Raw genomic sequence first — 25,509 nt, 5'->3', positions numbered from 1 at the left:
CTGTCGATCGAATCCCGTACCCCCTCACCCGGTCGGCTACGCCGACTCGACCTCTCCCCACAGGGGAGAGGTGCTGCTGCATGATTATCACCACCCCCGCGATCATTGTCGCCGTCCGCGCGCATGGCGAGCATGGCGCGATCGTGCGCGCGTTGACGCCGAAGGACGGGCTGCAGGCCGGCTATGTCCGCGGCGGCCGGTCGCGGCGGTTGCGGCCGGTGCTGGTGCCGGGAAACCTGGTTCAGGCCGAATTCCGCGCGCGCGTCGAGGAGCAGCTGGCTGCGGCGACGGTGGAGCTCACCCGCAGCCGCGCGCCTTTGCTGAGCGAGCCCCTGCCGGCGGCCGCGATCGAGTGGGTGACGGCGCTGGTCGCGGCGGCGCTGCCGGAAGGCCAGCCCTTTCCGAGCCTGCATGACGGCCTTGGCGGTGTCCTCGACGCGATCGAGCACGCGCCCAGCGCGCGGGGCTGGACGGGCGGACTGGTGCGGTTCGAGCAGCTGGTCCTGGCCGAACTCGGCTATGGCGCAGTGCCGGGCGACGACCTGCGCGCAAACGGCCGCGCGCTGGAGGCGCACCTGTTCGCCGGGCGCCGGATCGACGTGATGGCGGCACGCGAACGGCTTGTGGAGCGGCTCAATCGCTCCCTTCCGCCCGGTTCGGCCTGAGCTTGTCGGAGGCCTCCCTTCTTCTTAGGGCATCGCGCATTCAAGGCAGGGAGGGCTTCGACAAGCTCAGCCCAAACCGGGGTAGTTGATGCTGATAGCTGTTTTACCTGGCGATGGAATCGGGCCCGAGGTCACCGCGGAAGCTGTGCGCGTGTTGAAAGCCCTCGATCTCGGCCTGCGTTTCGAGAGCGCTTTGGCGGGGGGCGCCGCGTACAAGGCCGGCGGCCACCCGCTGCCGCCCGCCACGCTCGACCTCGCCCGACGCGCGGACGCGATCCTGTTCGGTGCGGTCGGCGATCCCGATTGCGATACTCTTCCGCGCGAGCTGCGGCCGGAGCAGGCGATTCTCGGCCTGCGCAAGGCGCTCGGCCTGTTCGCGAACTTGCGCCCTGCCAAGGCCTTTCCCGAGCTGGTCGGCGAATCCGCGCTGAAGCCGGAGATCGCCGCCGGCATCGACCTGATGATCGTGCGCGAGCTGACCGGCGACGTCTATTTCGGCGATCCGCGGGGCCGGCGCACGACCGAGGCGGGCCTGCGCGAAGGCTTTGACATGATGCGCTATGACGAGGCCGAGGTGGCGCGGATCGCGCGGCTGGGCTTCGAGACCGCGCGCAAGCGGCGCAAGCGGCTCTGCTCGATCGACAAGGCCAATGTGCTCGAGACGTCCCAGCTCTGGCGCAGCGTCGTGATCGAAGTCGCGGCGGATTATCCGGATGTCGAGCTCAGCCACATGTACGTCGACAACGCGGCGATGCAGCTGGTGCTGAGGCCCCAGGCGTTCGACACGATCGTGACCGGAAACCTGTTCGGCGACATCCTGTCGGACCAGGCGTCGGCCTGTGTCGGCTCGATCGGGCTGCTGCCCTCGGCCGCGCTCGATGCGGACGGCAAGGGCCTGTACGAGCCGATCCACGGCAGCGCGCCGGATATTGCGGGTCAGGGCAAGGCCAACCCGCTGGCGGCGATCCTGTCGGCAGCGATGATGCTGCGCTATTCGCTGAAGCAGCCGGAGGCCGCCGAGCGCATCGAAGCCGCCGTCGCGCGGGCCCTGGCGGACGGAGCGCGCACAGCCGATCTGGGCGGCGCGCTTTCGACGCGCGAGATGGCCGACCGGGTGCTCGCCAACCTATGAGGCCGCTCGAGCTGGCGATCGTGATCCCGACCTTCAACGAGGCCGGGAACGTCATGGAGCTGATCCGCCGGCTCGATGTGGCGCTGGCCGGCCGCGCCTGGGAAGCGGTGTTCGTCGACGATGCGAGCCCGGACGGCACCGCCGCGCTGCTGCGCGACCTGGCGCGGCAGGACCGGCGCATCCGCGTGATCGAGCGGCTGGGCCGGCGCGGTCTCTCGTCGGCCTGTATCGAAGGCATGCTGGCGACCGGCGCGCCGTTGATCGCCGTCATGGACGCCGACCTGCAGCACGATCCCGCAGTGCTGAACCGGCTGGAAGGGGCGCTCGATGCCGACCCGGAGCTCGATCTGGCGATCGCATCGCGCTTTGCCGAGGGCGGCGGGACCGGCGATTGGGAGCAGGAACGGCTCGCCAAGTCGGAAACCGCGAGCCGGATCGCGCAGCTGGTGCTCAAGGCCGATTTGACCGATCCGCTCAGCGGCTTTTTCATGATCCGGGCGGCGCGTTTCCGCGAGCTGGCGCCACGCCTGTCCGGCATCGGCTTCAAGATCCTGCTGGACGTGCTGACGGCGGCGCGGCGGCCGCTGGTCTTTGCGGAGGTGCCGCTGCAATTCCACCGCCGCGAAGTCGGCGAATCGAAGCTCGACCATGTCGTCGCGCTCGAATTCCTGATCGCGCTTTATGACCGGGTGTTCGGCCGCTATGTGCCGACGCGCTTTGCGATGTTCGCCGTGATCGGCGGCATCGGCGTGGTCGTGCATATGTGCCTGCTGGGGCTGCTCTACGGCCTCGCCGGCATGACCTTCCTGCCGGCCCAGACCCTCGCGACGCTGGGCGCGATGACCTTCAACTTCTTCCTGAACAATGCGCTGACCTACCGCGACCGACGGCTGCACGGCGCGCGGGCGCTGGTTCGCGGTTGGCTGAGCTTTTGCGCGGTCTGCTCGGTGGGCGCGCTCGCCAATGTCGGTGTCGCCGCGTTCCTGTTCGAGGAACGCTATGCCTATGCGACGGTGTCGGCGCTGTCCGGGATCCTGGTCGCCGCGGTGTGGAATTACGCACTCTCGTCCCGCTTCACCTGGGGCAGATATTAGGGCCAGGTCGACAGCCACATCCAATGCTCGAACGCGCGGTCGTTCGGCAGCGGCGCGGCGGAGATGATCGGGTAGAAATAGGCGAACAGGCCGAAGCTCAGCACCAGGAAGGCTGCCGGAATCCAGCGCTCCTCGCGGCGGTAATTGTGATGGAATGCCGCGGCCAGCAGCAGCGTCAGGAACAGGCCGGGGAAATAATAATAGTAATAGAAGCCGATCTTCTTCGGGATCACCGTCCAGATGCCCTGCGAGAAGATGTACAGGCCGCTCACGATCAGCAGGCCGGGATTGCGCTCCTTGATGCCATCCCAAAGGCAGGCAGCGAGCGCAACGAGCCCGCCCCACATGATTGCCGGGTTGCCGACCAGCAGCACGCCGCGCTTCACGCCTGCCACGGGCTCGTAAAGATACCAGATCGGCCGCGTGATCAGCGGCCATTGCCACGGCTCGCTCTGATAGGTGTGGTGCGCCAGCGGACGCGTCTGCAGATCGTACATGTGCGCCTGCCAGGCGAGGAGCTGGTCGAGCTTCAGCGGATCGGTCGCGTAGAACAAGGCTGGGGCGAAGGTGACGGCATAGGCAAGCAGGGCTGCCAGGCCGAAGGTGAGGCCGGCGCGCAACCAGTCCCTGCGCCAGCCCCACAACACGGCGAGGCCAAGCGGCGCGACGAACGGCAAGCTGCTCCATTTGCACCCGACGGCAAGGCCGATGCACACGCCCGCGCCGATCAGCCAGCGGCGCGGGTGTGATCGGCCATATCCCCAGGCCAGGACAGCAATGGCGGCGAACAGGAACGCGCCAGCAAACACGTCCAGCGTTGCAATTCGCGCCTGGACGAACAGCATCTGGTTCAGGATCGCGAGCAGTCCCGCAGTGGCGGCGGTGCGCACGTCCGCGAACAGCCGCAGCGCGATCGCGTAGATCGCGAGCACCGTCGCCGTCCCCGCGACCGTGCTCAGCGCCCGCCAGCCAACGGAATTGTCGCCGAACAGCGCCGTCGAAAGGCCGATCAGCCATTTCGCCAGCAACGGATGTTCTTCGTTCGCGGGGCCCACCAGGTTGAAGATGTCGCGGCCGGCGGGCACGTAGTAGATCTCGTCGAACATCAGCTTGGTCGGCTGGTTCACGTGCACCGCGAACAGCAATTCGGCGAGAAGCGCCAGCAGCAGCGCCATTTGCAGCGGACTGAGGCGTTCCAGCCATGCTGCCACTGCCCCCATCAGACTCTCCCCACCGGTTTGGGCTGAGCCTGTCGAAGCCCTCCCTTCTTCGTTCGCCGACGCTAAAGGGAAAGGGAGGGCTTCGACAAGCTCAGCCCGAACCGGTGTTTAGTTTTGCTTGCTCCGGTTGACGCGCGAAGGCGGAAGCTTGCAAAGCGCGGCGCATGAAGAGGCGCACGGGACAGGATCGCAGCATCACCGCGAATTGGCGGCCGGCAACCTTGGGCGTGCGGGGCGGGACCGCGCGTTCCGAGTTCGGCGAGACGTCCGAAGCGATCTTCATGACGTCGGGCTATGCCTATGACTCGGCCGGCCAGGCCGCGGCGCGGTTCACCGGCGAGCAGCAGGGCATGACCTACAGCCGGCTGCAGAACCCGACGGTCGAGATGCTGGAGAAGCGGATCGCGCTGCTGGAAGGCGCCGAGTCCGCGCGGACGATGGCGAGCGGCATGGCGGCGATGACCGCGGCGCTGCTCTGTCAGCTGTCGGCCGGCGATCATTTGGTCGCGGCGCGCACGATGTTCGGGTCGTGCCGCTGGCTGACCGACAGCCTGCTTCCGCGCTTCGGCATCGAGGCGACGATCGTCGACGGGTCGGATACGCCCGGCTGGGAAAAAGCCATCCGGCCGAACACCAAGGTCTTCTTCTTCGAAACGCCCGCCAATCCGACCCTCGAGATCGTCGATCTCGCGGCGGTCTGCGGGATCGCGAAGGCGCACGGCATCGCCAGCGTCGTCGACAATGCGTTTGCGACAGCGGCGCTGCAGCGGCCGATGGCGTTCGGCGCGGACGTCGTCGCTTATTCCGCGACCAAGCTGATGGACGGGCAGGGGCGGGTGCTTGCCGGCGCAGTCTGCGGGACGGAGGCGTTCGTGAACGACGTGCTGCTGCCGTTCGTACGCAACACCGGGCCGACGCTGTCGCCGTTCAACGCCTGGGTGGTGCTGAAAGGGTTGGAGACGCTCGATATCCGCGCCGAGCGCCAGTGCCGGAACGCGCTCCAGGTCGCCGGCTTCCTCGAAAGCCGCGTGCCGCGCGTCCTTTATCCCGGGCTGGCGAGCCATCCCCAGCACGAGCTTGCGATGCGGCAGATGACGGCAGGCGGCACGATCCTGTCCTTCTTCGTCGGCGACCGGCGTGAAGCGCACGCGCTACTCGACGGGCTGGAACTGATCGACATTTCGAACAACATCGGTGACTCGCGCTCGCTGATGACGCACCCTTCGTCGACGACGCACATGGGCGTCAGCGAGGAAGTCCGGGATTCGATGGGCATCACCGAAGGCATGCTGCGGCTGAACGTCGGCCTGGAAGACCCGCAGGACCTGATCGAGGATCTCGACCGCGCGCTCAACGCGGCGGGGCTGTGAAGGCGCTGTTTCCCCACGCCCAGACCACGCGCGGCGTCACCGTGCGCGTGTCGGTCAGCTACCTGCCCGAACAGTCGGACCCGGCCAAGGCGCGTTGGTTCTGGGCCTATCATATCCGCATCGAGAACGAAGGGCGGATGACGGTGCAGCTGCTCACGCGTCACTGGATCATCAGCGACGGTCGCGGCGCGCGCCACGAAGTGCAGGGTGAAGGCGTCGTCGGCGAGCAGCCGGTGATCGCGCCCGGCGAATCGTACGATTATGTCTCGGGTTGTCCTCTTTCCACGCCGACCGGGCAGATGCGCGGCAGCTATCGGATGATCGGCGAGGACGGGTCGATGTTCGATATCGCCATTCCCCGATTCCCGCTGATTGCGCCGGCGGTGCAGGCGTGAAGCGGACGCACCTGCCGCTGAACGGCCTGCGCGTGCTCGACGCGGCCGCGCGGCATCTGTCGTTCACGCGCGCGGCGGACGAGCTTGCGGTGACGCCGGCTGCGGTCGGCCAGCAGATTCGCGCGCTGGAGGACACGCTGGGCGTCGTGCTGTTCCGCCGCACCGCGCGCGGGCTTGAGCTGACGCCGGAAGGCGAGGCCGGGCTGGAGGCGTTGCGGCACGGCTTTCTGTGCTTCGAGGACGCGGTGCGCGCGATGCAGTCGGGCCAGTCGTCCAAGGTGCTGACGATCGCGGCGCCGCGCGACCTGACGGCGCGCTGGCTGGCCGGCCGCCTGTCGGCGATCGCCGCGGGCGATCCGGAGCTGCGCTTTCACCTGATCGCCGCCGACGAGCCGATCGACTTCACTGAAGCCAATCTCGATCTCGCGATCCGCCTGATGGTCGACAAGGGCGAGCATGAGGGCGTGCGCGTCGGCGGCACGGATTTCTGCAAGGTTGCCGGACAGGCGGGCGAGAGCGAGCGCTGGATCGCGTGGCCCGGCCATGCGGCGCCCGATCCGGTGTTGCGAGTCGCCGACGCCGGGCTCGCGATCGACGCCGCGGCGCGCGGGCTCGGGCGCGCGCTGGTGCCGGAACTGCTGGTCCGCAGCGAACTCGACTCGGGCGCCTTGCGTAGCGTCGGCGACAGCGTCGACCAGGGACTCGGCTATTGGCTGGTCGCGCCGACGCCGCAGTGGCGCCAGGCCAAGGTGAAGAGGCTGGTCGAGCAGCTTGCGGCATGAGGGCGCACGAACCGTCTCAATTTGAGAACGTTTAATCCGCCATTAACCGCTTTGCGAACGCGCGAATCCGGGTTATGGTGGGGACCGAACAGAAGCCTTGCAAAGAGGACTGACCTACCGTCGCAAGTGAGACGTAATTCTAGGAAGGGGGTTCCTATGAAGAAGTTAGCTTTGTTCGCGGCTACGGCTCTCATGACACTGCCAGCTCATGCGGCTGTCGTGCTTCCTGGGGCCGGACAATTCCCCAACCCGCCCGCAACGATCGATCCGTTCTCGGGTGATCGGGGGACTTTGCTTGCTTATTCCGAAACCACGGGCACCGCGCTGACCTTCGCGACGAAGTTCCGCTCGGCCGTGTATCGGAATTCGACTGGCCATCTCGATTTCTATTACCAGGTCGAACGCACGGGTGGCGGCACCGCGAGCAGCAATCCCATCCAGTCGTTCACGGCTGCGAATTACGGCAACTTCATTGTCGACGCGCAGCGTGACGGGACGGATTTCGATGGAGCCGGCGGCTTCCTCGCGGCCAACAATCCCGGCACCTTCACGTCGACTGCGAACCGTTCGTTCGACGGTAACGTGATGGGCGTCAACTTCGGCGCGAACAACCTGGTCGGAACAGAAAACAGCACGACCTACATCTTCCGCACCAACGCCTTCGCGTTCACGTCGGGCACGTTCGGCGTGATCGACGGCTCGGCGCTGCAAGGCCCGACCTTCGCGCCGACGGTGCCGGAGCCGGCGACCTGGGCGATGATGATCGGCGGCTTTGCGCTGGCCGGCCTGGCGACTCGTCGCAGCCGCCGCCCGCGGCGGGCGCTCGCCTGAGCTTTCAGCCTGGGATGACGGAAAGGGCGGCTTCGGCCGCCCTTTTCTTTGCAGGCGTCTGCGCTCGAATGCGGCGGAAGTGAGCCTGTTCCAGATCGGGACTGGTAAACGCGTTTTAACACTTTCGCGATCGTTACGGCGCCGGTAGTCAGCGCATGCGAAAAAGAAATCGGGCGTGTCGGTCCGGTAAATTTGCTTAAGCGTAGGGGGTTACTCCATGAAGAAGATGTTGCTTTGCGCCGCCGCTCTGGTGGCGATGCCGGCGAGCGCGACCGTGCTGCTGCCCGGCGCCCAGAATCAGAGCTTTTCGAACTTCCAGTTCGACACCCAGGGCACGCGGATCGCGTTCAGCGAGGTTCAGGGGCAGGCGCAGACCTTCTCCGCGATCTTCCGCTCGGCGGTGTACCGCAACACGTCCGGCAAGCTCGACTTCTATTATCAGGTGGAGCGCACCGGCCTCGGCTCGAACAGCGCCGACAATGATCACGAGATCACCAAGTTCACCGTCGGCTCGTTCAACGGCTGGCTGGTCGATGCGCTGGTGAGCGCGGGCGACCCGGACGGCACGGGCGCGTTCAAGGCCGTGAACAACCCGGTGCCTGCCGGCGGCTCGACCACCCGCGTCAGCCGCGGCTTCAACGGCACCGTCATCGAGACCAACTTCCAGGGTGCGGGCGCCAACGGTCTGATCGGCACCGAGAACAGCGCGACCTACATCTTCCGCACCAATGCCTTCGCGTTCAAGGCGGGCAGCTTCGGCGTGCTGGACGATTCGTCGCTGCAGGGCATCACCTTCGCGCCGACCGTTCCGGAGCCGGCGACCTGGGCGATGATGCTGGCCGGCTTCGGCATGCTCGGCGGTGCCGTGCGCCGCAAGAGCCGGGTGCGCAGCGTCCTCGCCTGAGGACGTCGTCCAGCGACAAGGAAAAGGGCGTCCGCAGGGGCGCCCTTTTTCGTTGAGAGGGATCGGAAATCCGCTCCCGGCAGGGGCGTCCAGGCTAGGCCCAGCCCCAGGGACGCTCGCGAAACCATTTGGTCACGACATATTTCTGGCCGGCGCGCACCTTCATCGCGTGATGGATTGTCGACGGATTGGGACTGCCGTCGGGCCGGCGATTGTTCCAGGCGAGCAATTTGCCGGTTTCCGGCTGCACCATCTTGTCGATCGCCTTGAAGCGAGTGGAGCCGCCGGCCTCGACCTCGTTCAGGTAGATCATCACCGTCCAGGTCCGCTGGCCGGCGACGCTGGTGTATTTCTCATAATCGACGCTTTGCGGCTCGAAATAGTCGGTATGGGCCTTGAACTCCTGGCCGACTTCGTAGCGCTGGCCCTGCATCGGCTCGCCATAGGCCAGATCGAGGCGCGAAAACGCGGCGATCCTCTGATCCACCGCGGCGACGACCGGATCGTCGGCGTCGAGGTCGCAGGTCTCGCTGGTCCGGAAGGCCGCATCGCCATTGTAGTTGGCAAGCGTCGATGGCCGGCGATTGCCGTCGATCCGCGCGATCACGGCCGCGCATTCGTCCGGGCTGAGGAAGCCGCGCTTGACGAACAGGGTCAGCTTCGGGGTCGGCACGCGCTGGATGCCCGGCTGGCTCATCAGGCTGTCGATGACCATCTGGTCGAAGGGATTGTCCATGCGGTTCCGGCCCCGGTATAATCCCTTGCGAAGTGCGATGCTTGGGCGGCGCGCGTCAAGCGTGACTCTGGGGCGCGAAACTGTCACGAAGGCATCCAGGAGCGTCATTCGCCCATGCAGCCGGGCCGGGGGGAGTAAATGCGTCTCGCGATCGATCCGCGCCGCTGGCGACTGCTCCGGCGCCTGCCCCGGTCCAGCCTGCTGAGCCTTATCGAGCTGGCGCTGATGGCCTTGCTGGCGATCCAGTGCGCGCGGCTGTTCTGGGCGATCGTGACGCCGCTCGGCCCGCTCGGAGACTGGCGACCGGCTGCGGGGCCGGACGCGGTGAGCGGGCGGGCCGTGTTGGCGAGCGGGTTCGACCCGTTCTTCCGACTCGGCAACGGCGGGGCCCCGGCCGTGGTCACGTCCCTGCAACTGAAGCTGTTCGGCGTGCGGGTGAACGAAGCGACCGGACAGGGCGCCGCGATCATTGCCGGACCGGACAATGTGCAGACCAGCTATTCGGTCGGCGAGGCGATCCAGCCGGGCGTGATCCTGAAGTCGGTCGGCTATGACAGCGTGGTGATCGCGCGGGGCGGGGCGGACGAAACGCTGTATCTCGACCAATCGGGCGCGGCCCCTGTCGCCGCGCCGGTTGCCCCCGCACCGGCCAATACCGGCCTGCTGAGCGCGCCGGCCGGTGAAACGGCGGCGCCCGGCACAGTCACCCTGTCGCAGCTTCGGTCGAACCTGACACTTGCGCCGCGCCAGGCGGGCGGGCGGGTGACTGGACTGGTCCCGCGCGGCGATCCCGCCTTCCTGGCTCGGCTCGGCCTGCAGCCGGGCGATATCGTCGTTCAGGTCTCCGGGCGCCCGGTCGGCGGCCTCGACGATCTTCAACGTGCCGCCGCCGGCCTGGCCAACGGCGGCAATCTCTCGATCGGCATCGAACGGGGCGCACAGATCATTCCCGTCGCGATCAGCATTTCAGGACAATGATGCGTCAGTTCCTTCTTCCCGCCATCGTGCTTGCCGTCGCAGGACCTGCGGCTGCGCAATACAGCCTGAACGTCCGCGACGCCGACATTCGCGCCTTCATCCAGGACGCGGCGAAGGTGACGGGCCGCACCTTCATCATCGACCAGCGGGTGCAGGGAAAGGTCTCGGTCGTCACCGACCGGCCGCTCTCCCGCTCCGAATATTTCGAGGTGTTCCTGTCCACCTTGCGCGCGAACGGGCTGGTCGCGGTGCCCGCACCCGGCGGTGCGTTCCGCGTCCAGCCGCTCGAAGGCGCGGCGACTCAGCCGAGCCGGGTCGGCCGGCCGGGCGCCTCCAATGCGCTGGTGACCGAGATTTTCCGCCTGCGCTCGATCGACGCGCCGAGCGCAGTCGAGACGGTGCGGCCGCTGGTCAGCCCGCAGGGATCGGTCACCGCCAATCGCGCCGGCAATTCGCTGGTCGTGGTCGATTTCGGCGACAATGTCCGTCGCGTCCGCGAAGTGCTGCGCCGGATCGACCAGGACAATGCCGCGACCACGCTGGTGGCGCTGAAGAACGCCGGCGCGCGCGAGGTCGCCCAATCGCTCGGGCAGCTGGTCGGCGGCGCGCCGGGCGGGGCGGCGGCAAACGCGGCCGCCAGCATCGTCGCGGTCGACAGCTCCAACTCGATCGTGCTGCGCGGCGATCCGGGCACGGTCTCGCGGCTGGCGGCGATCGCACGCGATCTCGACAAGCGCGCCGCCAACGGCACCGAGGTTCGCGTCTATTGGCTGCAGAACGCCGATGCCGAGCTGCTGCTGCCGGTGCTCCAGCAATTGACCGGGCAGCCTGTGACCCAGCCGGCGGCGCCACGCGGCCTTACCCCGGTCAATCCGCGCGGCGGATCGGCATTCGGCGGCGGAATGGCGGGCTCGAACGCGATGAACGCGGCGCCGGTCATCAATGTCGCGCCGGAGCCGGTCGCGATCCAGGGCGGGGCGGCGGCGCCGTCCAATGGCGAAAGCATCATCGGCCGCAACCAGGCGATCGTGACGCGCTTCGAAGGCGCCAACGCGATCATCATCGCCGCCGCCGCCGAGACCCAACGGACCCTGGGCGAGGTCATCCGCCAGCTAGACGTGCGCCGCGATCAGGTGCTGGTCGAGGCGATCATCGTCGAGATTTCGGACAATCTTGCCAAGCGGTTGGGCGTCCAGTTCCTTCTCGGCGGCAAGCCGGGCAGCAACATTCCGTTCGCCGTCACCAATTACTCGAATGCCCAGCCCAATATTCTGACGATCGCCGGCGCGGTCGGGGCGCGGCAGCTCAATACGACGACTACTGTCGTGAACGGCTCGACCACGACGACCACCAGCAACAGCGCGGCGGCCGACCAGCTCGCACAGGCGGCAGTCAACTCGATCCTCGGCGCGACCGGCGGCATCGGCGGCTTTGCGACGACGATCGGCCGCGACGGCATCTTCGGCGCGATCATCAACGCGGTCCGGTCGGACAGCACGTCCAACATCCTGTCGACGCCGTCGATCGTGACGCTCGACAATCAGGAATCGCGCATCCTGGTCGGCCAGGAAATCCCGATCACCACGGGGCAGGCGCTTTCCAACAATTTCGACAACGCCTTCCGCACGATCCAGCGCGAAAATGTCGGCATCCAGCTGCAGGTCCGGCCGCAGATCAACGAAGGCGGCGCGATCAAGCTGCAGCTGCGGCAGGAAGTGAGCTCGATCGCCGGTCCCGTTTCCAGCAACAATAGCGAGCTGATCCTCAACAAGCGCGAGATCGAGACGACCGTGACGGTCGACAATGGCGAGATCATCGCCTTGGGCGGCCTGCTCGACGATAATGAGCGCCGCACGCTGGAGCGGATCCCGCTGCTGAGCGACATTCCGTTGCTCGGCGAGCTGTTCAAGTCGCGATCCAAGTCGCGGCAGAAGACGAACCTGATGGTCTTCATCCGCCCGACGATCCTGCGCTCCGCGGCGGACGCGCGCGCGCTGGCGGAGCGGCGCTATGGCTATGTGCGCAGCGAGCAGTTGCTGCAGCGTCCGGATCAGGAACCGAGCATCGACGAACTGGTTCGGGAGTATATGGGTGCAGAGCCGCCCGTCCCGCCTGTCGACCTTCCCGGCAGCACGCCCCCGCCGCTGCCGGCGCCGCAGGTGATCGTGCCCGAAGTGCACAGCTCAACCACGACGATCCAGCCGGTGCCGCCGCCACCGCGCGAGCGGAAGAAATGAGCGAACTCCACAGTGTTCCGGCGGAGGCCGGAACCTTGGGGCTCCGGCCTCCGCCGGAGCACAGCGGTAGCGCGATCCCGATCGTGACCGTGCCCTATGCCTTCGCGCGCAAGTTCGGCGTGGTCCTGCTCGAACCGGACGGCGACCGCTTCCGCGTGGCGCTGCGCGAAGGCAGCGATCCGCGCGCGCTGCTCGAGGTCCGCCGGCACCTCGGCCAGGCGATGGCGGTCGAATCCGTGTCGGCGGCCGCGTTCGATAAATTGCTGTCGGATCGCTACGCCCTTGGCGGCGAGGCGGCGGCTGCTGCGGCAGGTTCGCTCGGGCTCGGCGACGATCTCGCGCTGATCGCGGGCGACCTGCCCACCGCCGACGACCTGCTCGATTCGTCCGACGACGCGCCCGCAATCCGGCTGATCAACGGCGTCATCGCCGATGCGGTGCGGCAGGGCGTGTCCGATATCCATGTCGAGCCCTACGAATCCGGGCTGATCGTCCGCATGCGCATCGATGGCGTGCTGCGCGAGACGCTGCGCATGCCGGCACACGTCGCCCCGGTGCTGGTCAGCCGCATCAAGGTGATGGCGCGCCTCGACATCGCCGAGCGCCGCGTGCCGCAGGACGGGCGCATTTCGCTTATGCTGGGCGGCAAATTACTCGACGTCCGCGTCTCGACTTTGCCCAGCCGCGCCGGGGAGCGCGTCGTGCTGCGCATCCTGGACAAGGAGAATGCGGGGCTCGACCTCGCCGTGCTTGGCCTGTCGCCCACGGCCGAGGCGGTGCTGCACGACGCGCTGGCCGAGCCCAACGGCATCATCCTGGTCACGGGGCCGACCGGTTCGGGCAAGACGACCACGCTTTATTCGAGCCTGCGCCTGCTGAACGACGGCAGCCGCAATATCCTGACCGTCGAGGACCCGGTCGAATATGCGATCGAGGGCGTCGGCCAGACCCAGGTCAACCCGAAAGTCGGCCTGACCTTTGCCGCCGGCCTGCGCGCGATCCTGCGCCAGGACCCCGACGTGGTGATGGTCGGCGAAATCCGCGACCGCGAGACCGCCGAGATTGCGGTCCAGGCGTCGCTGACCGGCCATCTGGTGCTGTCGACCGTCCACACCAACGACGCGGTCGGCGCGATCACCCGCATGCGCGACATGAAGGTCGAACCGTTCCTGCTCGCCTCGACGCTGCGTGCGGTGATTGCGCAGCGGCTGGTGCGGCGGCTCTGCCCCGAATGTCGGCTCGCCGAGCCGGCGAGCGAGCAGGCGGCGCGGCTGCTCGGGCTTCAGCCGGGGACAATCGTGTACGAGCCGGGCGGCTGCGACGCCTGCGGCCAGACCGGGTTCCGCGGCCGCGTCGGGGTGTTCGAGGCCGTGCGGATCGACGACACGATCCGGCGGCTGATCAACGAAGGCGGCGACGAAAGCGCGATCGCCCGCCACGCCTTTGCCAAGGCGCCGAGCCTCGCCGCGGCCGCGCGCGCGCTGGTGGCTGCGGGCGAGACCACGCCGGAGGAAGCGGTTCGCATCACACGGCGGGAGCAGGTGGATGCGTGATTGCAGAACCTTGAGCTCGCTCGTCCCGAGCGCAGTCGAGGGGCGCGTGTACAGAGTCCGAGCAGCGCCCCTCGACTTCGCTCGGGACGAGCGATTCCTTTCGGCATCCAACCATGCCTGATTTCGATTATCTCGCGATCGACACGCGCGGCGGCGAGCGGCGGGGATCGGTGGCGGCGCCGACGATCGAGGATGCGCGGGCGCGGCTCGATACGCGCAAGCTGTATGTCGTGCGGATCGAGCCGGGATCGGGCGCGCCGAAGCCGGCGAGGGCCTTGCTGTCGTTCGGCCGGCGCAAGCTGACCGCCAAGGAGCTGACGCTGTTCACGCGCCAGATCGCGACGCTGGTTCAGGTCAGCCCGCTTGAGGAAGCGCTGCGCACGATCTCGCGGCAGACCGAAAAGCCGCATGTCCGCGCGATCACCGGCGCGGTGCATGCCGGCGTGCTCGAAGGCCGGCGCATGTCCGAAGCGATGGCGCGCGAGCCGAAGAGTTTCCCCGCGCTCTACCGCGCGATGGTCAGCGCGGGCGAAAGCTCAGGCACGCTGCCGACGATCCTCGAGCGCCTCGCCGACCTGATGGAGCGCCAGGCGCAGGTCCGCTCGAAAGTGCTGACCGCAATGGCCTATCCGGCGGTGCTGGCGCTCGTCGCGCTGTTCGTCGTGGCCGCGCTGATGATGTTCGTGGTGCCCAAGGTCGTCGAGCAGTTCGAGACAGTCGGCCAGCAATTGCCGCTGCTGACCCGGATCGTGATCGGCGTGTCGAGCCTGATGGTCCATTGGTGGTGGGCGATGCTGATCGTCGCGGGCGTCGCGGGGCTGGTCTTCTGGCGCGCGCTCAAGGACCCGGCCGTGCGGCTGCGCTTCGACGCATGGTTGCTGCGCTGGCCGCTGGTCGGGCGGCTGATCCGCGACCTTCATGCCGCCCGAATGGCGCGGACGCTTGCGACGATGGTCTCGTCGCGCCTGCCGCTGCTGGAGGGCGTCGCGCTGACCGCGGGGACAATCCACAACCGCGCGCTCCGCGCCGCGTCCGAGGACATCGTCGAGGCGATCCGGGGCGGCGGCAGCCTGTCGGCGGCGCTGAGGCGCGCCGGCGTGTTTCCGCCGCTGCTCGTGTATCTGGCGGCCAGCGGCGAGGCCTCGGGCCGGCTCGACACGATGCTGGAGCGCGCGGCCGACTATCTGGAACGCGAGTTCGACAGCTTCACCGCCGCCGCGCTGTCGCTGCTGGAGCCCGCGATCATCGTCGTGATGGGCGGCATGGTCGCGACCATCGTGCTCTCGATCCTTCTTCCCATTCTTCAGCTCGAAACACTGGCAGGCGCGTGATGATGATTTCCGACGAAGAGGCAGGCTTCACGCTCGTCGAGCTGATGGTCGTGATCGTGATCCTTGGCCTGCTGGCGACGATCGTCGCGATCAACGTGCTGCCCGCGCTCGGCAAGGGCAACACCGCCAAGGCCAAGACCGACATCGCGACGATCGAGCAGGCGCTGGAGATGTACCGGCTCGACAACCTGACCTACCCGTCCAGCACCGAAGGCCTGCAGGCGCTGGTCGCGCCGCCGCCGGGGGCCGCCCAGCCGCAGCGCTATCGCCAGGGCGGCTATATCAAGCGGCTGCCGAACGACCCCTGGGGTCACCCGTACCGCTATGTCTATCCCGGCCAGCACGGCGCGTTCGACGTCTTCTCCTACGGCGCCGACGACAAAGAAGGCGGCGAGGGCGAGAATGCCGATATCGGCAACTGGCAATAGGCGTTCGCGCCGTCAGTCCGGCAACGGATTCACGCTCATCGAGCTGATGATCGTGCTTGCGATCATGGGCCTGGTCGCAGCGGGCGTGTTGATGGCGATGCCGGATCCCCGCGGGCGACTGTCCAACGAAGCCGAGCGGTTCGCGGCGCGCACCGTTGCGGCGCGCGACCTTGCGATTCTGGAGGGGCGCCCGGTCGCGGTGCGGGTGACGGCCCAAGGCTATGCGTTCGATCGCCGGCAGGGCGGCACCTGGACGCCGATCCCGGAGCGTGAATTCCGATCGCAGCCATGGAGCAGCGGCACGGCCGCGCTGGTCGGGCAGGGCGGCACGATCCGCACCGCCTTCGACGCGACCGGCCAGCCGAGCGCACCGGCGTCGATCACGCTCACGCGCAACGGCGAGCAAGTGCGGGTCGCGATTGCGGCCGATGGAGGGGTCCGTGTCGGGGCGTGACGAGCGCGGCTTCACTCTGATTGAGATGCTGGTCGCGCTGGCGGTGTTCAGCCTCGCCGCGCTGGCGCTGCTGCGCCTGGAGGGTGCGACCGTCCGCCAGACCGGCGAGCTGGACGAACGCATGATGGCCCAGCTGGTCGCGCGCAACCTGGCGGTCGAGATGTTGACTGATCCCGCGCCGCCGCCCCTCGGGGCGAGCGCGGGCGAGACCGTCAATGGCGGCCGTCGCTGGCGCTGGTCGCGCCTGACCAGCCGCACGCCCGATCAGCGGCTGGTCCGCGTCGACATCAGCGTCGCGACGAGCCGCACTCCATCTGTCCTCACGATCGTGAGGCCGGCCATATGAACCAGCGCGGCTTTACCCTGGTGGAGATGCTGGTCGCGCTGCTGATCTTCGGCATGATCGCGGCCGCCGGCGTCGGGCTGCTGCGCTTCAGCGTCGATGCGCAGGCGGCGACCAAGACGCGGCTGGAGGCGATGGCGTCCGAGCGGCGGATCGAGGCGCTGATCGCTTCCGATACCGGACAAGCGGTGCCGCGCGTGACACGAAACCAGGCCGGCGACGCGGTGCAGGCCTTCGACGGCGGCGCCGGCGGCTTCACGCTCGTCCGCGCCGGGCTCGATCCGCTGGACGATCCGGCCCGGCCGTCGCTGCAGAAGGTCGCGTACGCTTTCGAAGGCGGTCGGCTGACCCGGCAGACCTGGCCGATGCTCGACGGGACCGAGCCCGGCGCGCCCGTCACTTTGGCCGACCGCGTGGCGGCGGTGACGCTTCGCTATCGCTCGAAGGACGGCTGGCGCGAGGTCTGGGACCCGATCCGCCCGGACCTGCTGCCGCGCGCCGTCGAGATGATCGTGCGCCCCGTGCAGGGCCCGGAAATGCGCTACCTGTTCCTGGTGGGAGTGGGCGCATGAAGCCGGGCGAACGCGGCGCGGCCCTGCTGACGGTGCTGATGCTGGTTTCGGTCATGGCCGTGCTCGCGGCGTCGGCGCTGGAGCGGCTGCGGCTGTCGACGCGCATCGCCGCCAACGCCGGCGCGATCGACCAGGCGCGCAGCTACGCGCTCGCCGCGGAGGATATCGCCGTCACCCGCATCGGTGCGCTGGTCGACGCCGATCCGGCGCGCACCCCGGTCGGCTGGGCGGAGCGCGAAACGAGCCTGCCGCTGCCCGGCGGCACGGCGAGCGTGGTGGTGCACGACGGCGGCAACTGCTTTAACCTGAACAGCGTCGCCGTCGGCCAGGCCGGGCAAAGGCTGATGGCGCGCCCGGCGGGGATCGCTCAATTCGAAGCACTGATGCAGATCCTGGGCATAGGCCAGGGCGAGGCGGAGCATGTCGCTGCCTCTCTTGCCGACTGGATCGACAGCGACAGCTTCCCGTTGCCGCAAGGGGCCGAAGACGCCGCCTATGCCGGCGGGCCGACGCCCTACAAGACGGCGAACACGCTGGTCGCCGATTCGAGCGAGCTGCGCGCGGTTGCCGGAGTCACGCCCGAGATATACGACAAGCTCAAACCCTGGGTCTGCGCGCTTCCGGTGACCGACCTGTCGCCGATCAACGTCAACACCCTTACCCCGGAGCAGGCCCCGCTTCTCGCCATGCTGCTGCCCGACAAACTTTCAGCCGATCGCGCGCGGGCGCTGCTGATCGGTCGTCCTGCAGGAGGGTATGAGAGCGGCTATGCGTTTTGGCGCACCTCGTCGCTCGCAGGAATGGCGCCGGGCGGCGATGTCGAGGCGCAGACGGGCGTGCGCACGCGTTGGTTCGCGCTCGATCTCCACGTCCGGCTCGGCGACAGCGAGGTCGACGAAACCGCGTTGATCGAGGCGACCGTGCAACCGGCGCGGCTTGTCCGCCGCAGCTGGGGAGACGGCGCGTGAGTACGCTGATCCTGTTCATCGCCCCCGACGACCGGCTGCACGGCTGGTGGATCGCGGACGGCGGCGAGGTCGTCGCGCGGGGGGATGCCGAGACTGTCCTGCCGGACATTCTGCCCGCCCATGTCGTCGCGATCGCCCCCGCCGAAGCGATGACCATCCACGTCGCCGAGCTTGGCAGCCTCGCGACGGCGCAGGCCCGGACCGCCGCGCGGCTGCTGGTGGCGGAAACCAGCGTCGCCCCGATCGAGACGCAGCATGTCGCAGTCGGCGAGGCCGATGGCGGCGACCGCAGCGTGGCCGTGATTGGCAACGGCCGGATCGAGGCGTGGCTCGAATCGCTTCAGGCCCACGGCATCGACCCGGATGCAATCCTGCCGGCAGCGCTGCTGCTGCCGCGCCCGGACAGCGGCTTCGTCCGCGCGACGATCGGCGCCGAGACAGTGCTGCGCAGCCGCAGCGCCGCCTTTGCCGAGGAAGCTGGCTTGACCGAGCTGCTGGTCGGCGATGCGCCAGTCGAGGATGTCGACCCCGAGCCGCTGGTGCTGGCCGGCCTCGGCGCGCCCGAGCTCGATCTCCGCCAGGGAGCATTCGCGAAACGGCGGCGGTTCCAGATCGACTGGCCGTTGGTGCGCCGCCTGGCGAAGCTGGGCGGTGCTGTTGCGGCGGTGACATTGCTGATCGCGATCGTCCAGATCGTCCGCTACGGGCTTGGCGCCGATCGGCTCGACGCGGAGGCGCAGGCAGTCGCACGCACGGTCGTGCCGGACGGCGGCCCCGACGCGGTTGGGGCACTGCAGGCACGGCGGGCCGCGCGTCAGGGGGCCGGTCTAGGCTTTACGGCCACCGCGGGCGCGGTGATCGCCGCGGTGCAGGCGGTGCCCAATGTCGAGTTGTCGAGCCTGACCTTTGACGCCGACGGGCTGCTGCGCGCGACGGTGCTCGCGCCCGGCGCGGCGGAGGCCGAAACGCTGCGGTCGCGCATTCGGGCCGCTGGGCTCGATGTGGAGGCGACCCCGTTCACCAGCCAAGGCGGCCGCATTCGCGGCGAGTTCAGGATCGGCCGCCGATGACGGCGCAGTTCCTCGATTGGTGGCGCGCGCGGTCCCGGCGCGAGCAACGGCTGCTGCTCGTCATGTTTGCGCTGCTTGCCGTCACGATCCTCTGGCTCGGCATCTACCGCCCCTTGCAGGATGCGCTGTCGAACGCGCGTGCGCGGCACCAGCAAGCCGTGGTGCGTCTCGGCGAGGTGAGGGGCGGCGCTGCGGCGCTGAGGCGCGGGCCCGCCGTCGCGCTGCCGGGCCCATTGGCGAGCGTCGTCACGCAGGCCGCGAACGATGCCGGCTTCGCCAATGCGATCGTTTCGCCGCAGGGAGATCGGCGCGTCACCGTCTCGATCCCCTCGGCGCGGCCGGCGCCGTTCTTCGCGTGGATCGCATCGCTGGAGGCGCGCGGCATCGTCGTCGAGCAGCTGGCCGCTCGTGCGAACAGCGATCCGACTCTCGCGGTTGACGCGACGCTGACGGGAGGCGCCTGATGCGCATCCTGCTGCCGATGCGCCGCACGGTGCTCTTCACGGCGATGTTCGCGTTCGCGGTCCTCGCGTTCCTGCCGCTCCGTCTGGTGCTGGGTGCCGTCGACAGCGGCCTCAGCGCGCGCGAGGCGACCGGATCGATCTGGGCCGGCCATTTGAAGGAAGCGCGGATCGGGCCTGCCGCGCTCGGCGATCTCGACGCGCGCCTCTCGCCCGTGCCGCTGCTGCTCGGCCGCGCGCGGATCGAGGTCGCGCGCGCAAGCGACGCGCCCGATCGGCTTGCCGGTGCCGTGGCGATCGGGCGTCACCGCCGCTCGGTCGAATCGGTGACCGGGACCATCCCGATCGACTCGCTCGGATCGCTGCCGGTCGCGTCGCTCGACCTGACCGACCTGACCGTCGTGTTCCGCGACGACCAATGCGACCGGGCGGAGGGCCAGGTCCGCGCCAACCTGTCAGGCGATGTCGCCGGGCTCGACCTGCCGGCGGCCCTGAGCGGGTCCGTCCGCTGCGACGGCGGCGCGCTGCTGCTGCCGCTTGCCAGCGGACCCGGCACCGAGGGACTTGCGGTCCGCATATTCGGGGACGGCCGCTACGAGGCCCGGCTGAATGCCCGCGCCGGCGCGCCGGCGACGCTCCACGGCCGTTTCTGACCGGGATAAGTGTTGACGCCCGCACGGTCGGGCACCTATGTGCGCGGCCGCGGTTTCCGCCGTCACGGCGATCGTAGCTCAATTGGTTAGAGCGCTGGTTTGTGGTACCAGAGGTTGCGGGTTCAATCCCCGTCGATCGCCCCAGTTTCTTTAGTCTTTTCAGGGGTATCTCCGTGACAGCCTGGGACCTTCCCGATTTCGACGACCATGAAGGCGTGCACCTGTTCCGGGACCGCGCGAGCGGCCTGACGGCGATTGTCGCCGTGCATTCGAGCGCGCTTGGCCCGGCAATGGGCGGCGTGCGCTTCTGGCACTATCCGAACCGCGTCGATGCGCTGACCGACGCGCTGCGCCTGTCGCGCGGCATGAGCTACAAGAACGCGATGGCCGGCCTCCCGCTCGGCGGCGGCAAGGGCGTGATCCTGGCCGATGCGGCGGGCACCAAGACCGCATCGCTGCTGGAGGCGTTCGGCAAGGCCGTCGACTCGCTCGGCGGCCGCTACCTGACCGCCGAGGATGTCGGCATCTCGACCGACGACATGGTCGCGATCTCGAAGGCGACGAAGTTCGTTTCCGGCCTTCCGGTTGCGCAAGGGTCTGCCGGCGGCGATCCGGGCCCGTTCACGGCCTATGGCGTGTTTCTGGGCGTGAAGGCTGCGGTCAAGCGGGGTCTGGGCAAGGACAGCGTCAATGGCGTCCACGTCGCGATCCAGGGCGTCGGCAGCGTCGGCGGCGGCCTCGCGCGGCTGCTGGCGCAGGAAGGCGCGAAGCTGACCCTTGCCGACGTGAACGGCGATCGCGCGGCGGCGTTGGCGAAGGAATTGGGCGGCAAGGCCGTCGAGACCGATGAAATCCTGGGCGTCGAAGCGGACGTGATCAGCCCCAATGCCCTGGGCGCGATCCTGACCGAGCAGAGCATCGCCGCGCTGAAGGCGCCGGTCGTCGCGGGCGGCGCGAACAACCAGCTGGCCACGCCCGAGGATGGCGACCGCATCCATGAGCGCGGCATTCTCTATGCGCCCGATTATGTGATCAACGCAGGCGGCATCATCAATGTCGGCCTGGAATATCTCGGCCGGGGCGACGAGGCGGAAGTCCGCTCGCGGATCCGCCTGATCCCGGATCGGCTTGAGCAGGTCTGGGCCGAAAGCGCCAACACCGGCGACGCCGCCGCGCGCGTGGCCGACCGGATTGCGCAAAGGCTGATCGGGCGGGGGTGAATTTCCTCTCCCTTGAGGGGAGAGGAACAGCGTAGCTTGGCAGCTTGCTGCCTAGCGAAGCTAGGTGAGGGTGGTCGGGCCTGCTGCTCGGAGCCCGGGAACCCTCTCCCCGCTCGCGCCCGCAGGCGCGAGTCGCCCTCTCCCCTGCAGGGAGAGGGGAATCTTCGTCGTTCCCCTCGACACTTTGCCACGCTAGAACCCGCCCGTTCCCATGCACGCGTTCGCCAACCCGACCCGATTCCTGTCGATTGCCCGCCCGGTGACGCCATGGCTGTTGTGGCTTGGCGCGCTGCTGTCGGGCTATGGCTTCTACGCCGGGCTGTTCCTGACGCCGCCCGACTATCTGCAGGGCGAAAGCGTGCGCATCATGTACGTCCATGTGCCGGCCGCGTGGCTCGGCATGGGCGGCTGGATGGGGCTGGCGGTGGCGAGCCTGGCGCAGCTCGTCTGGCGCCACCCGCTGGCCGGCGTGGCGGCGCGGGCGATCGCTGCGCCGGGTGCGCTGTTCACCGCCATCTGCCTCGTCACCGGCTCGATCTGGGGCAGCCGCACCTGGGGCACCTGGTGGCAGTGGGACGGGCGGATGACGTCGATGCTCGTGCTGCTGTTCCTTTATTTCGGCTATATCGCGCTGGCGAATGCGAGCGACGAAAAGGTGAGCGTGTCGAAGGCGACGGCGATCTTCGGCCTGATCGGCGCGGTCAACGTGCCGATCATCAACCGCTCGGTCGTGTGGTGGAACTCGCTGCACCAGGGGCCGAGCATCACGCTCAAGGGCTCGACGATCGCTCCCGAAATCCTCTGGCCGCTTGCGTTCACGACGCTGGGCTTCAGCCTGATGTTCGGGGCGATCGTCCTCATGCGGATGCGCACCGTGCTTGCCTCGGCGAAGGTCGAGGCGCGGCTCCGGAGGCTCACCACGGCATGAGCCACTGGCCCTACATCATTGCCGCGTACGCGCTGACGGTCGGCGGCATGGCGGGGCTTGCGCTGGTGAGCTGGCTGCGCATGCGCAGGGCGGAAAAACAGGCGAGCGCACTCTCAAAGCCGCTTGCTTCGAGCGAAGTCGAGAAGCGTATCTCGACTGCGCTCGATACGAACGGAGTCAAGGTGGCTCGACAGCCGTGAAAGCAAAGCACCAACGCCTGACGCTCGCGCTGCTTGCGCTGGCGGCGCTGTTCGGCGCGGGGCTGCTCGCGGCCTCGGCGCTGAAGGACCAGGCGTCCTATTTCTACTCGCCCGCCGATTTGCAGAAGAACCCGGTTCCGCCCGGCAAGCATATCCGGCTGGGCGGAATGGTGGCCGATCATTCGATCGTGAAGCAGCCGGACGGCGTCACGATCGATTTCGTCGTGGCTGACGGGCCGGCAACGACCAAAGCGCGCTTCCGCGGCATTCCGCCCGATCTGTTCAAGGAGAATAGCGGCGTGGTGGCGGAAGGTGCGTTCGACAATAACGGCCTGTTCGTCGCCGATACCATCCTCGCCAAGCATGACGAGCGCTACATGCCGCCCGAGCTTGCGCGGAAGAACGGCAGGCAAGAGCACAAGACGGAGACGCTGGCGCGATGATCGCGGAAGGAGGACTTGCCGCGCTTTGGCTGGCGGGGGCGCTGGCGCTGCTGCAGCTGGTGATGGGTGCCGTGGCGCTGACGCCGGGCCGTGAAGAGGCCGGCGCGATCGTGCGTCCGGTCGCGATCGTGCAGGGGCTGCTGACCCTGCTCGCCTTCGCGGCGCTGATCGCGGTGTTCGTGACGTCCGACATGTCGGTGAAGCTGGTTGCGGCCAACAGCAGCTCGATGAAGCCGCTGCTCTACAAATTCGCGGGCACCTGGGGGAACCACGAAGGCTCGATGCTGATGTGGGTGACGATCCTGGGCGTCGCCGGCGCGGCGGTCGCGATCTTCGAACACCGTGTTTCGAAACGGATGCTGATCGCGACCCTGGCCGCGCAGGCGGCGATTGCGCTCGGCTTCTTTGCCTTCCTGCTGTTCTCGTCGAACCCGTTCGAGCGGCTGCCTTTCCCGGCGGCGGACGGGCAGGGGCTCAACCCGCTGCTGCAGGACCCGGGCCTCGCCTTCCACCCGCCGACGCTCTACCTGGGCTATGTCGGCCTGTCGGTCGCCTTTTCGTTCGCTGTCGGCGCACTGGTCACACGCGAAGTGAACGCCGCGTTCGCCCGGGCGATGCGGCCTTGGGTTTTGGGCGCCTGGATCCTGCTGACGCTGGGCATCACGGCCGGCAGCTATTGGGCCTATTACGAGCTTGGCTGGGGCGGCTGGTGGTTCTGGGACCCGGTCGAGAACGCCTCGCTGATGCCGTGGCTGGCGGCGACCGCGCTCCTCCATTCGGTGACGGTGCTGGCGACGCGCGACTCCTTGCGCGCCTGGACGGTGATGCTCGCCGTTGTCGCTTTCTCGATGTCGATGGTCGGCACATTCCTGGTGCGATCGGGCATCCTGACCTCGGTCCATGCCTTCGCCGTCGATCCGGAGCGGGGCAGCTTCATCCTGGCCCTGCTCGCAATCTATATCGGCGGCGCGCTGGCGCTGTTCGCGCTGCGCGTATCGACCGTGAAGGAAGGCGCGCAGTTCGAGGCGGTCAGCCGGGAAGGCGCGCTGGTCGTCAACAACCTGCTGCTGACGGCGATACTGGGCATCGTGTTCGTCGGCACGCTGTATCCGCTCTTTGTCGAAGCCGTGTCAGGCGAGAAGCTTTCGGTCGGGCCGCCTTATTTCAACAGCGCGGCCGGACCGCTGGCGCTGCTGCTGGTCGTCATTATGGCCGCCGGTCCGTTGATGCGCTGGCGCCGCGACCAGCTCAAGACGGTGCTGAACCGCATGGCGCTGCCGATCCTCGGCACCGCGATCGTGCTGCTGCTCGTCGTGCTCGTGGCGCCGCCGATGGGCGTGCTGCCCACCCTGGGGCTGATCCTCGCAATCGGCGTCGGTGCGGCGAGCCTGGCGCCGCTCTGGGGCCGAAATCTCAAGCGCACACCGCTGTTCACCTACGGGATGGTCATCGCCCATCTCGGGATCGCGGTCAGCCTGGCGGGCATGGCCTGCGAAAGCGCCTTCACCAAGGAAACATTGGTTGCCGCGAAGGTGGGGGAGACCAAGCAGGTCGGCCCGTTCAGCGTGCGGCTGGACGACATCGAACCCGTCGCCGGACCGAACTGGACCGCCCTCGAAGCGACGCTGACGGCGTCCCGAAACGGCGGCACGCCCTTTGTGCTGAAGCCGCAATCGCGCAGCTGGCCCAATCCGCCGACCGAGACCAGCGAGTCCGCCATTTCGACCAAGTGGGATGGCCAGCTCTACACCGTGCTCGGCAAGCAGGACGAGGATGGGCGCTGGCAGCTGCGGCTATGGTGGAAGCCGTTCGTGACCCTGATCTGGGCCGGCGGCGCGCTGGTCGCGATCGGCGGCGCGCTGTCGCTGCTCGGCCGTGTGCGGCGCGAGCGGCGCTATCAGGAGCGGATTGCCTGGGCATGAAGCGCTTCTGGCTCTGGGCGCCGCTTGCCGGCTTCGTGATCTTCTTCGGCGTGGTCGCGTTCGGGCTGATCAAGCCCGACAATCACCAGATCGCCTCGCAGATGATCGGCAAGCCGGTCCCGGCTTTCGATCTTCCCGCCGGCGCGCCGGGCCGCACGTCCTTTTCCAGCAAGGAGCTGCGGGGGGGCGGGCCCAGGCTGCTGAATATCTTTGCCAGCTGGTGCATTCCCTGCATCGCCGAAGCGCCGGTGCTGATGCAGCTGAAGAACCAGGGCGTGACGATCGACGCGATCGCGATCCGCGACCGGCCCGAGGACGTCGCCGCTTTCCTCGCGCGCAACGGCGATCCGTATGACAAGATCGGCTCCGACACCGCCTCGCGCGTGCAGCTGGCGATGGGGTCGTCGGGCGTGCCGGAGACGTTCGTCGTCGACGCGAACGGCGTGATCCGCCACCAGCATATCGGCGACATCCGGCCGGAGGACGTGCCGGAGATTCTGGCGCAGCTGGAGAAGGCGAAGTGAGGGGCTTCCTCCCTAAATCCTCCCCGGAACGGGGAGGGGGACCAGCCGAAGGCTGGTGGAGGGGCCGGTTCGGCATAGGGCTCGCTGCCGCTCGC

General features: G+C 68.2%; 28 protein-coding genes and 1 tRNA gene. 27 read left to right on the top strand and 2 right to left on the bottom strand.

Translation table 11 applies throughout. The annotated features are described in order from the left end of the window. The first annotated feature begins 80 nt into the window (after positions 1-80). The 3 genes from recO to SCH01S_RS04255 all read left to right on the top strand — a co-directional run bounded on the left by recO (position 81) and on the right by SCH01S_RS04255 (position 2,891). A complete protein-coding gene (gene recO / locus SCH01S_RS04265) occupies positions 81-665 on the top strand; it encodes a DNA repair protein RecO (RefSeq protein ID WP_046347547.1) in 585 nt (194 codons plus the stop codon). 88 nt (positions 666-753) lie between these two features. Beyond that, positions 754-1,797 (top strand): 3-isopropylmalate dehydrogenase, encoded by a 1,044-nt coding sequence (gene leuB / locus SCH01S_RS04260; protein ID WP_046347546.1) that lies wholly within the window; start codon positions 754-756, stop codon positions 1,795-1,797. After that, positions 1,794-2,891, top strand: coding sequence for a glycosyltransferase (locus SCH01S_RS04255; RefSeq protein WP_046347545.1), 1,098 nt, complete (start codon positions 1,794-1,796; stop codon positions 2,889-2,891). The genes leuB and SCH01S_RS04255 overlap by 4 nt, the downstream gene beginning before the upstream one ends. On the opposite strand, the gene SCH01S_RS04250 is transcribed toward SCH01S_RS04255, so the two are convergent. Beyond that, positions 2,888-4,111 (bottom strand): glycosyltransferase family 39 protein, encoded by a 1,224-nt coding sequence (locus SCH01S_RS04250; RefSeq protein WP_046347544.1) that lies wholly within the window; start codon positions 4,109-4,111, stop codon positions 2,888-2,890. The genes SCH01S_RS04255 and SCH01S_RS04250 overlap by 4 nt on opposite strands. A gap of 164 nt (positions 4,112-4,275) precedes the next feature. On the opposite strand from SCH01S_RS04250, the gene SCH01S_RS04245 reads away from it, so the two are divergent. The 5 genes from SCH01S_RS04245 (at position 4,276) to SCH01S_RS04225 (ending at position 8,393) form a co-directional block, all read left to right on the top strand. Then, positions 4,276-5,481 (top strand): trans-sulfuration enzyme family protein, encoded by a 1,206-nt coding sequence (locus SCH01S_RS04245; protein ID WP_046347543.1) that lies wholly within the window; start codon positions 4,276-4,278, stop codon positions 5,479-5,481. After that, entirely contained in the window at positions 5,478-5,876 is a 399-nt protein-coding gene (gene apaG, locus SCH01S_RS04240; RefSeq protein WP_046347542.1) for a Co2+/Mg2+ efflux facilitator ApaG/CorD, read from the top strand. The genes SCH01S_RS04245 and apaG overlap by 4 nt, the downstream gene beginning before the upstream one ends. Then, positions 5,873-6,658, top strand: a complete 786-nt coding sequence (locus tag SCH01S_RS04235) for a LysR family transcriptional regulator (protein WP_046347541.1) — start codon at positions 5,873-5,875, stop codon at positions 6,656-6,658. The genes apaG and SCH01S_RS04235 overlap by 4 nt, the downstream gene beginning before the upstream one ends. Before the next feature lie 192 nt (positions 6,659-6,850). Continuing rightward, a complete protein-coding gene (locus SCH01S_RS16915; RefSeq protein WP_217995409.1) occupies positions 6,851-7,489 on the top strand; it encodes a PEPxxWA-CTERM sorting domain-containing protein in 639 nt (212 codons plus the stop codon). A gap of 217 nt (positions 7,490-7,706) precedes the next feature. Then, positions 7,707-8,393 carry a PEPxxWA-CTERM sorting domain-containing protein gene (locus tag SCH01S_RS04225; RefSeq protein WP_046347539.1) on the top strand — a complete coding sequence of 229 codons (687 nt, stop codon included), beginning with the start codon at positions 7,707-7,709 and terminating at the stop codon, positions 8,391-8,393. 94 nt (positions 8,394-8,487) lie between these two features. On the opposite strand, the gene SCH01S_RS04220 is transcribed toward SCH01S_RS04225, so the two are convergent. Then, positions 8,488-9,129: a prolyl hydroxylase family protein gene (locus SCH01S_RS04220; protein WP_046347538.1), complete on the bottom strand. Its 642-nt coding sequence runs from the start codon at positions 9,127-9,129 to the stop codon at positions 8,488-8,490. Between the two features lie 138 nt (positions 9,130-9,267). Here SCH01S_RS04220 and SCH01S_RS04215 point away from each other — a divergent pair, with 138 nt between their 5' ends. The 19 genes from SCH01S_RS04215 (at position 9,268) to SCH01S_RS04125 (ending at position 25,414) form a co-directional block, all read left to right on the top strand. After that, a complete protein-coding gene (locus SCH01S_RS04215) occupies positions 9,268-10,107 on the top strand; it encodes a type II secretion system protein N (RefSeq protein ID WP_046347537.1) in 840 nt (279 codons plus the stop codon). Further along, positions 10,104-12,344, top strand: a complete 2,241-nt coding sequence (gspD, locus tag SCH01S_RS04210; protein WP_046347536.1) for a type II secretion system secretin GspD — start codon at positions 10,104-10,106, stop codon at positions 12,342-12,344. Before SCH01S_RS04215 ends, gspD begins: the two co-directional genes overlap by 4 nt. Further along, positions 12,341-13,897, top strand: a complete 1,557-nt coding sequence (gspE, locus tag SCH01S_RS04205; RefSeq protein ID WP_084689387.1) for a type II secretion system ATPase GspE — start codon at positions 12,341-12,343, stop codon at positions 13,895-13,897. The genes gspD and gspE overlap by 4 nt, the downstream gene beginning before the upstream one ends. A 113-nt stretch (positions 13,898-14,010) precedes the next feature. Next, positions 14,011-15,228: a type II secretion system inner membrane protein GspF gene (gene gspF, locus SCH01S_RS04200; RefSeq protein WP_046347535.1), complete on the top strand. Its 1,218-nt coding sequence runs from the start codon at positions 14,011-14,013 to the stop codon at positions 15,226-15,228. After that, on the top strand, positions 15,228-15,656 hold the full coding sequence (gene gspG, locus SCH01S_RS04195; RefSeq protein WP_046347534.1) for a type II secretion system major pseudopilin GspG: 429 nt from the start codon (positions 15,228-15,230) through the stop codon (positions 15,654-15,656). Before gspF ends, gspG begins: the two co-directional genes overlap by 1 nt. Further along, positions 15,631-16,110, top strand: a complete 480-nt coding sequence (gene gspH, locus SCH01S_RS04190; RefSeq protein WP_046347533.1) for a type II secretion system minor pseudopilin GspH — start codon at positions 15,631-15,633, stop codon at positions 16,108-16,110. The genes gspG and gspH overlap by 26 nt, the downstream gene beginning before the upstream one ends. After that, positions 16,097-16,456 (top strand): type II secretion system minor pseudopilin GspI, encoded by a 360-nt coding sequence (gene gspI / locus SCH01S_RS04185; RefSeq protein ID WP_245612153.1) that lies wholly within the window; start codon positions 16,097-16,099, stop codon positions 16,454-16,456. The genes gspH and gspI overlap by 14 nt, the downstream gene beginning before the upstream one ends. Continuing rightward, positions 16,453-17,025, top strand: coding sequence for a type II secretion system minor pseudopilin GspJ (gspJ, locus tag SCH01S_RS04180; protein WP_046347531.1), 573 nt, complete (start codon positions 16,453-16,455; stop codon positions 17,023-17,025). The genes gspI and gspJ overlap by 4 nt, the downstream gene beginning before the upstream one ends. Beyond that, positions 17,022-17,993: a type II secretion system minor pseudopilin GspK gene (gene gspK, locus SCH01S_RS04175; RefSeq protein WP_046347530.1), complete on the top strand. Its 972-nt coding sequence runs from the start codon at positions 17,022-17,024 to the stop codon at positions 17,991-17,993. Before gspJ ends, gspK begins: the two co-directional genes overlap by 4 nt. Then, positions 17,990-19,063, top strand: coding sequence for a type II secretion system protein GspL (gspL, locus tag SCH01S_RS04170; protein ID WP_046347529.1), 1,074 nt, complete (start codon positions 17,990-17,992; stop codon positions 19,061-19,063). The genes gspK and gspL overlap by 4 nt, the downstream gene beginning before the upstream one ends. Further along, positions 19,060-19,527 (top strand): type II secretion system protein M, encoded by a 468-nt coding sequence (locus SCH01S_RS04165; protein ID WP_046347528.1) that lies wholly within the window; start codon positions 19,060-19,062, stop codon positions 19,525-19,527. The genes gspL and SCH01S_RS04165 overlap by 4 nt, the downstream gene beginning before the upstream one ends. Continuing rightward, positions 19,527-20,177: a type II secretion system protein N gene (gene gspN / locus SCH01S_RS04160; RefSeq protein WP_046347527.1), complete on the top strand. Its 651-nt coding sequence runs from the start codon at positions 19,527-19,529 to the stop codon at positions 20,175-20,177. Before SCH01S_RS04165 ends, gspN begins: the two co-directional genes overlap by 1 nt. Before the next feature lie 67 nt (positions 20,178-20,244). After that, positions 20,245-20,321 (top strand) — tRNA-His (locus SCH01S_RS04155). A 29-nt stretch (positions 20,322-20,350) separates the two neighbouring features. Continuing rightward, complete coding sequence (locus tag SCH01S_RS04150; RefSeq protein WP_046347526.1) at positions 20,351-21,397, top strand: Glu/Leu/Phe/Val family dehydrogenase; 1,047 nt, start codon at positions 20,351-20,353, stop codon at positions 21,395-21,397. Between the two features lie 211 nt (positions 21,398-21,608). Continuing rightward, on the top strand, positions 21,609-22,325 hold the full coding sequence (gene ccmC / locus SCH01S_RS04145; RefSeq protein ID WP_046347525.1) for a heme ABC transporter permease CcmC: 717 nt from the start codon (positions 21,609-21,611) through the stop codon (positions 22,323-22,325). After that, complete coding sequence (locus SCH01S_RS17405; RefSeq protein ID WP_046347524.1) at positions 22,322-22,525, top strand: heme exporter protein CcmD; 204 nt, start codon at positions 22,322-22,324, stop codon at positions 22,523-22,525. The genes ccmC and SCH01S_RS17405 overlap by 4 nt, the downstream gene beginning before the upstream one ends. Next, the gene (ccmE, locus tag SCH01S_RS04135) at positions 22,522-22,968 is read left to right on the top strand and encodes a cytochrome c maturation protein CcmE (RefSeq protein ID WP_046347523.1); all 447 of its coding nucleotides are present in this window, start codon (positions 22,522-22,524) and stop codon (positions 22,966-22,968) included. Before SCH01S_RS17405 ends, ccmE begins: the two co-directional genes overlap by 4 nt. Continuing rightward, on the top strand, positions 22,965-24,890 hold the full coding sequence (locus SCH01S_RS04130; protein WP_046347522.1) for a heme lyase CcmF/NrfE family subunit: 1,926 nt from the start codon (positions 22,965-22,967) through the stop codon (positions 24,888-24,890). Before ccmE ends, SCH01S_RS04130 begins: the two co-directional genes overlap by 4 nt. Further along, complete coding sequence (locus SCH01S_RS04125) at positions 24,887-25,414, top strand: DsbE family thiol:disulfide interchange protein (RefSeq protein ID WP_046347521.1); 528 nt, start codon at positions 24,887-24,889, stop codon at positions 25,412-25,414. The genes SCH01S_RS04130 and SCH01S_RS04125 overlap by 4 nt, the downstream gene beginning before the upstream one ends. Positions 25,415-25,509: the final 95 nt, after the last annotated feature.

Source organism: Sphingomonas changbaiensis NBRC 104936, from assembly GCF_000974765.1.
In the GTDB taxonomy this organism is placed as follows: domain Bacteria; phylum Pseudomonadota; class Alphaproteobacteria; order Sphingomonadales; family Sphingomonadaceae; genus Sphingomonas_B; species Sphingomonas_B changbaiensis.
This window is presented reverse-complemented; position numbering and strand designations above follow the sequence as displayed.

Bases quoted from the DNA above. Each gene is read 5' to 3' on its own strand.
- SCH01S_RS17405 (WP_046347524.1), top strand. From the start codon at position 22,322: ATGAGCCACTGGCCCTACATCATTGCCGCGTACGCGCTGACGGTCGGC.
- gspJ (WP_046347531.1), top strand. From the start codon at position 16,453: ATGAACCAGCGCGGCTTTACCCTGGTGGAGATGCTGGTCGCGCTGCTG.
- ccmC (WP_046347525.1), top strand. From the start codon at position 21,609: ATGCACGCGTTCGCCAACCCGACCCGATTCCTGTCGATTGCCCGCCCG.
- SCH01S_RS04250 (WP_046347544.1), bottom strand. From the start codon at position 4,111: ATGGGGGCAGTGGCAGCATGGCTGGAACGCCTCAGTCCGCTGCAAATG.
- gspH (WP_046347533.1), top strand. From the start codon at position 15,631: ATGCCGATATCGGCAACTGGCAATAGGCGTTCGCGCCGTCAGTCCGGC.
- gspN (WP_046347527.1), top strand. From the start codon at position 19,527: ATGCGCATCCTGCTGCCGATGCGCCGCACGGTGCTCTTCACGGCGATG.
- gspK (WP_046347530.1), top strand. From the start codon at position 17,022: ATGAAGCCGGGCGAACGCGGCGCGGCCCTGCTGACGGTGCTGATGCTG.
- SCH01S_RS04125 (WP_046347521.1), top strand. From the start codon at position 24,887: ATGAAGCGCTTCTGGCTCTGGGCGCCGCTTGCCGGCTTCGTGATCTTC.
- gspD (WP_046347536.1), top strand. From the start codon at position 10,104: ATGATGCGTCAGTTCCTTCTTCCCGCCATCGTGCTTGCCGTCGCAGGA.
- gspF (WP_046347535.1), top strand. From the start codon at position 14,011: ATGCCTGATTTCGATTATCTCGCGATCGACACGCGCGGCGGCGAGCGG.
- SCH01S_RS04255 (WP_046347545.1), top strand. From the start codon at position 1,794: ATGAGGCCGCTCGAGCTGGCGATCGTGATCCCGACCTTCAACGAGGCC.
- SCH01S_RS04165 (WP_046347528.1), top strand. From the start codon at position 19,060: ATGACGGCGCAGTTCCTCGATTGGTGGCGCGCGCGGTCCCGGCGCGAG.
- SCH01S_RS16915 (WP_217995409.1), top strand. From the start codon at position 6,851: ATGACACTGCCAGCTCATGCGGCTGTCGTGCTTCCTGGGGCCGGACAA.
- gspE (WP_084689387.1), top strand. From the start codon at position 12,341: ATGAGCGAACTCCACAGTGTTCCGGCGGAGGCCGGAACCTTGGGGCTC.
- SCH01S_RS04215 (WP_046347537.1), top strand. From the start codon at position 9,268: ATGCGTCTCGCGATCGATCCGCGCCGCTGGCGACTGCTCCGGCGCCTG.
- SCH01S_RS04130 (WP_046347522.1), top strand. From the start codon at position 22,965: ATGATCGCGGAAGGAGGACTTGCCGCGCTTTGGCTGGCGGGGGCGCTG.
- recO (WP_046347547.1), top strand. From the start codon at position 81: ATGATTATCACCACCCCCGCGATCATTGTCGCCGTCCGCGCGCATGGC.
- leuB (WP_046347546.1), top strand. From the start codon at position 754: ATGCTGATAGCTGTTTTACCTGGCGATGGAATCGGGCCCGAGGTCACC.
- SCH01S_RS04220 (WP_046347538.1), bottom strand. From the start codon at position 9,129: ATGGACAATCCCTTCGACCAGATGGTCATCGACAGCCTGATGAGCCAG.
- SCH01S_RS04225 (WP_046347539.1), top strand. From the start codon at position 7,707: ATGAAGAAGATGTTGCTTTGCGCCGCCGCTCTGGTGGCGATGCCGGCG.
- gspG (WP_046347534.1), top strand. From the start codon at position 15,228: ATGATGATTTCCGACGAAGAGGCAGGCTTCACGCTCGTCGAGCTGATG.
- SCH01S_RS04245 (WP_046347543.1), top strand. From the start codon at position 4,276: ATGAAGAGGCGCACGGGACAGGATCGCAGCATCACCGCGAATTGGCGG.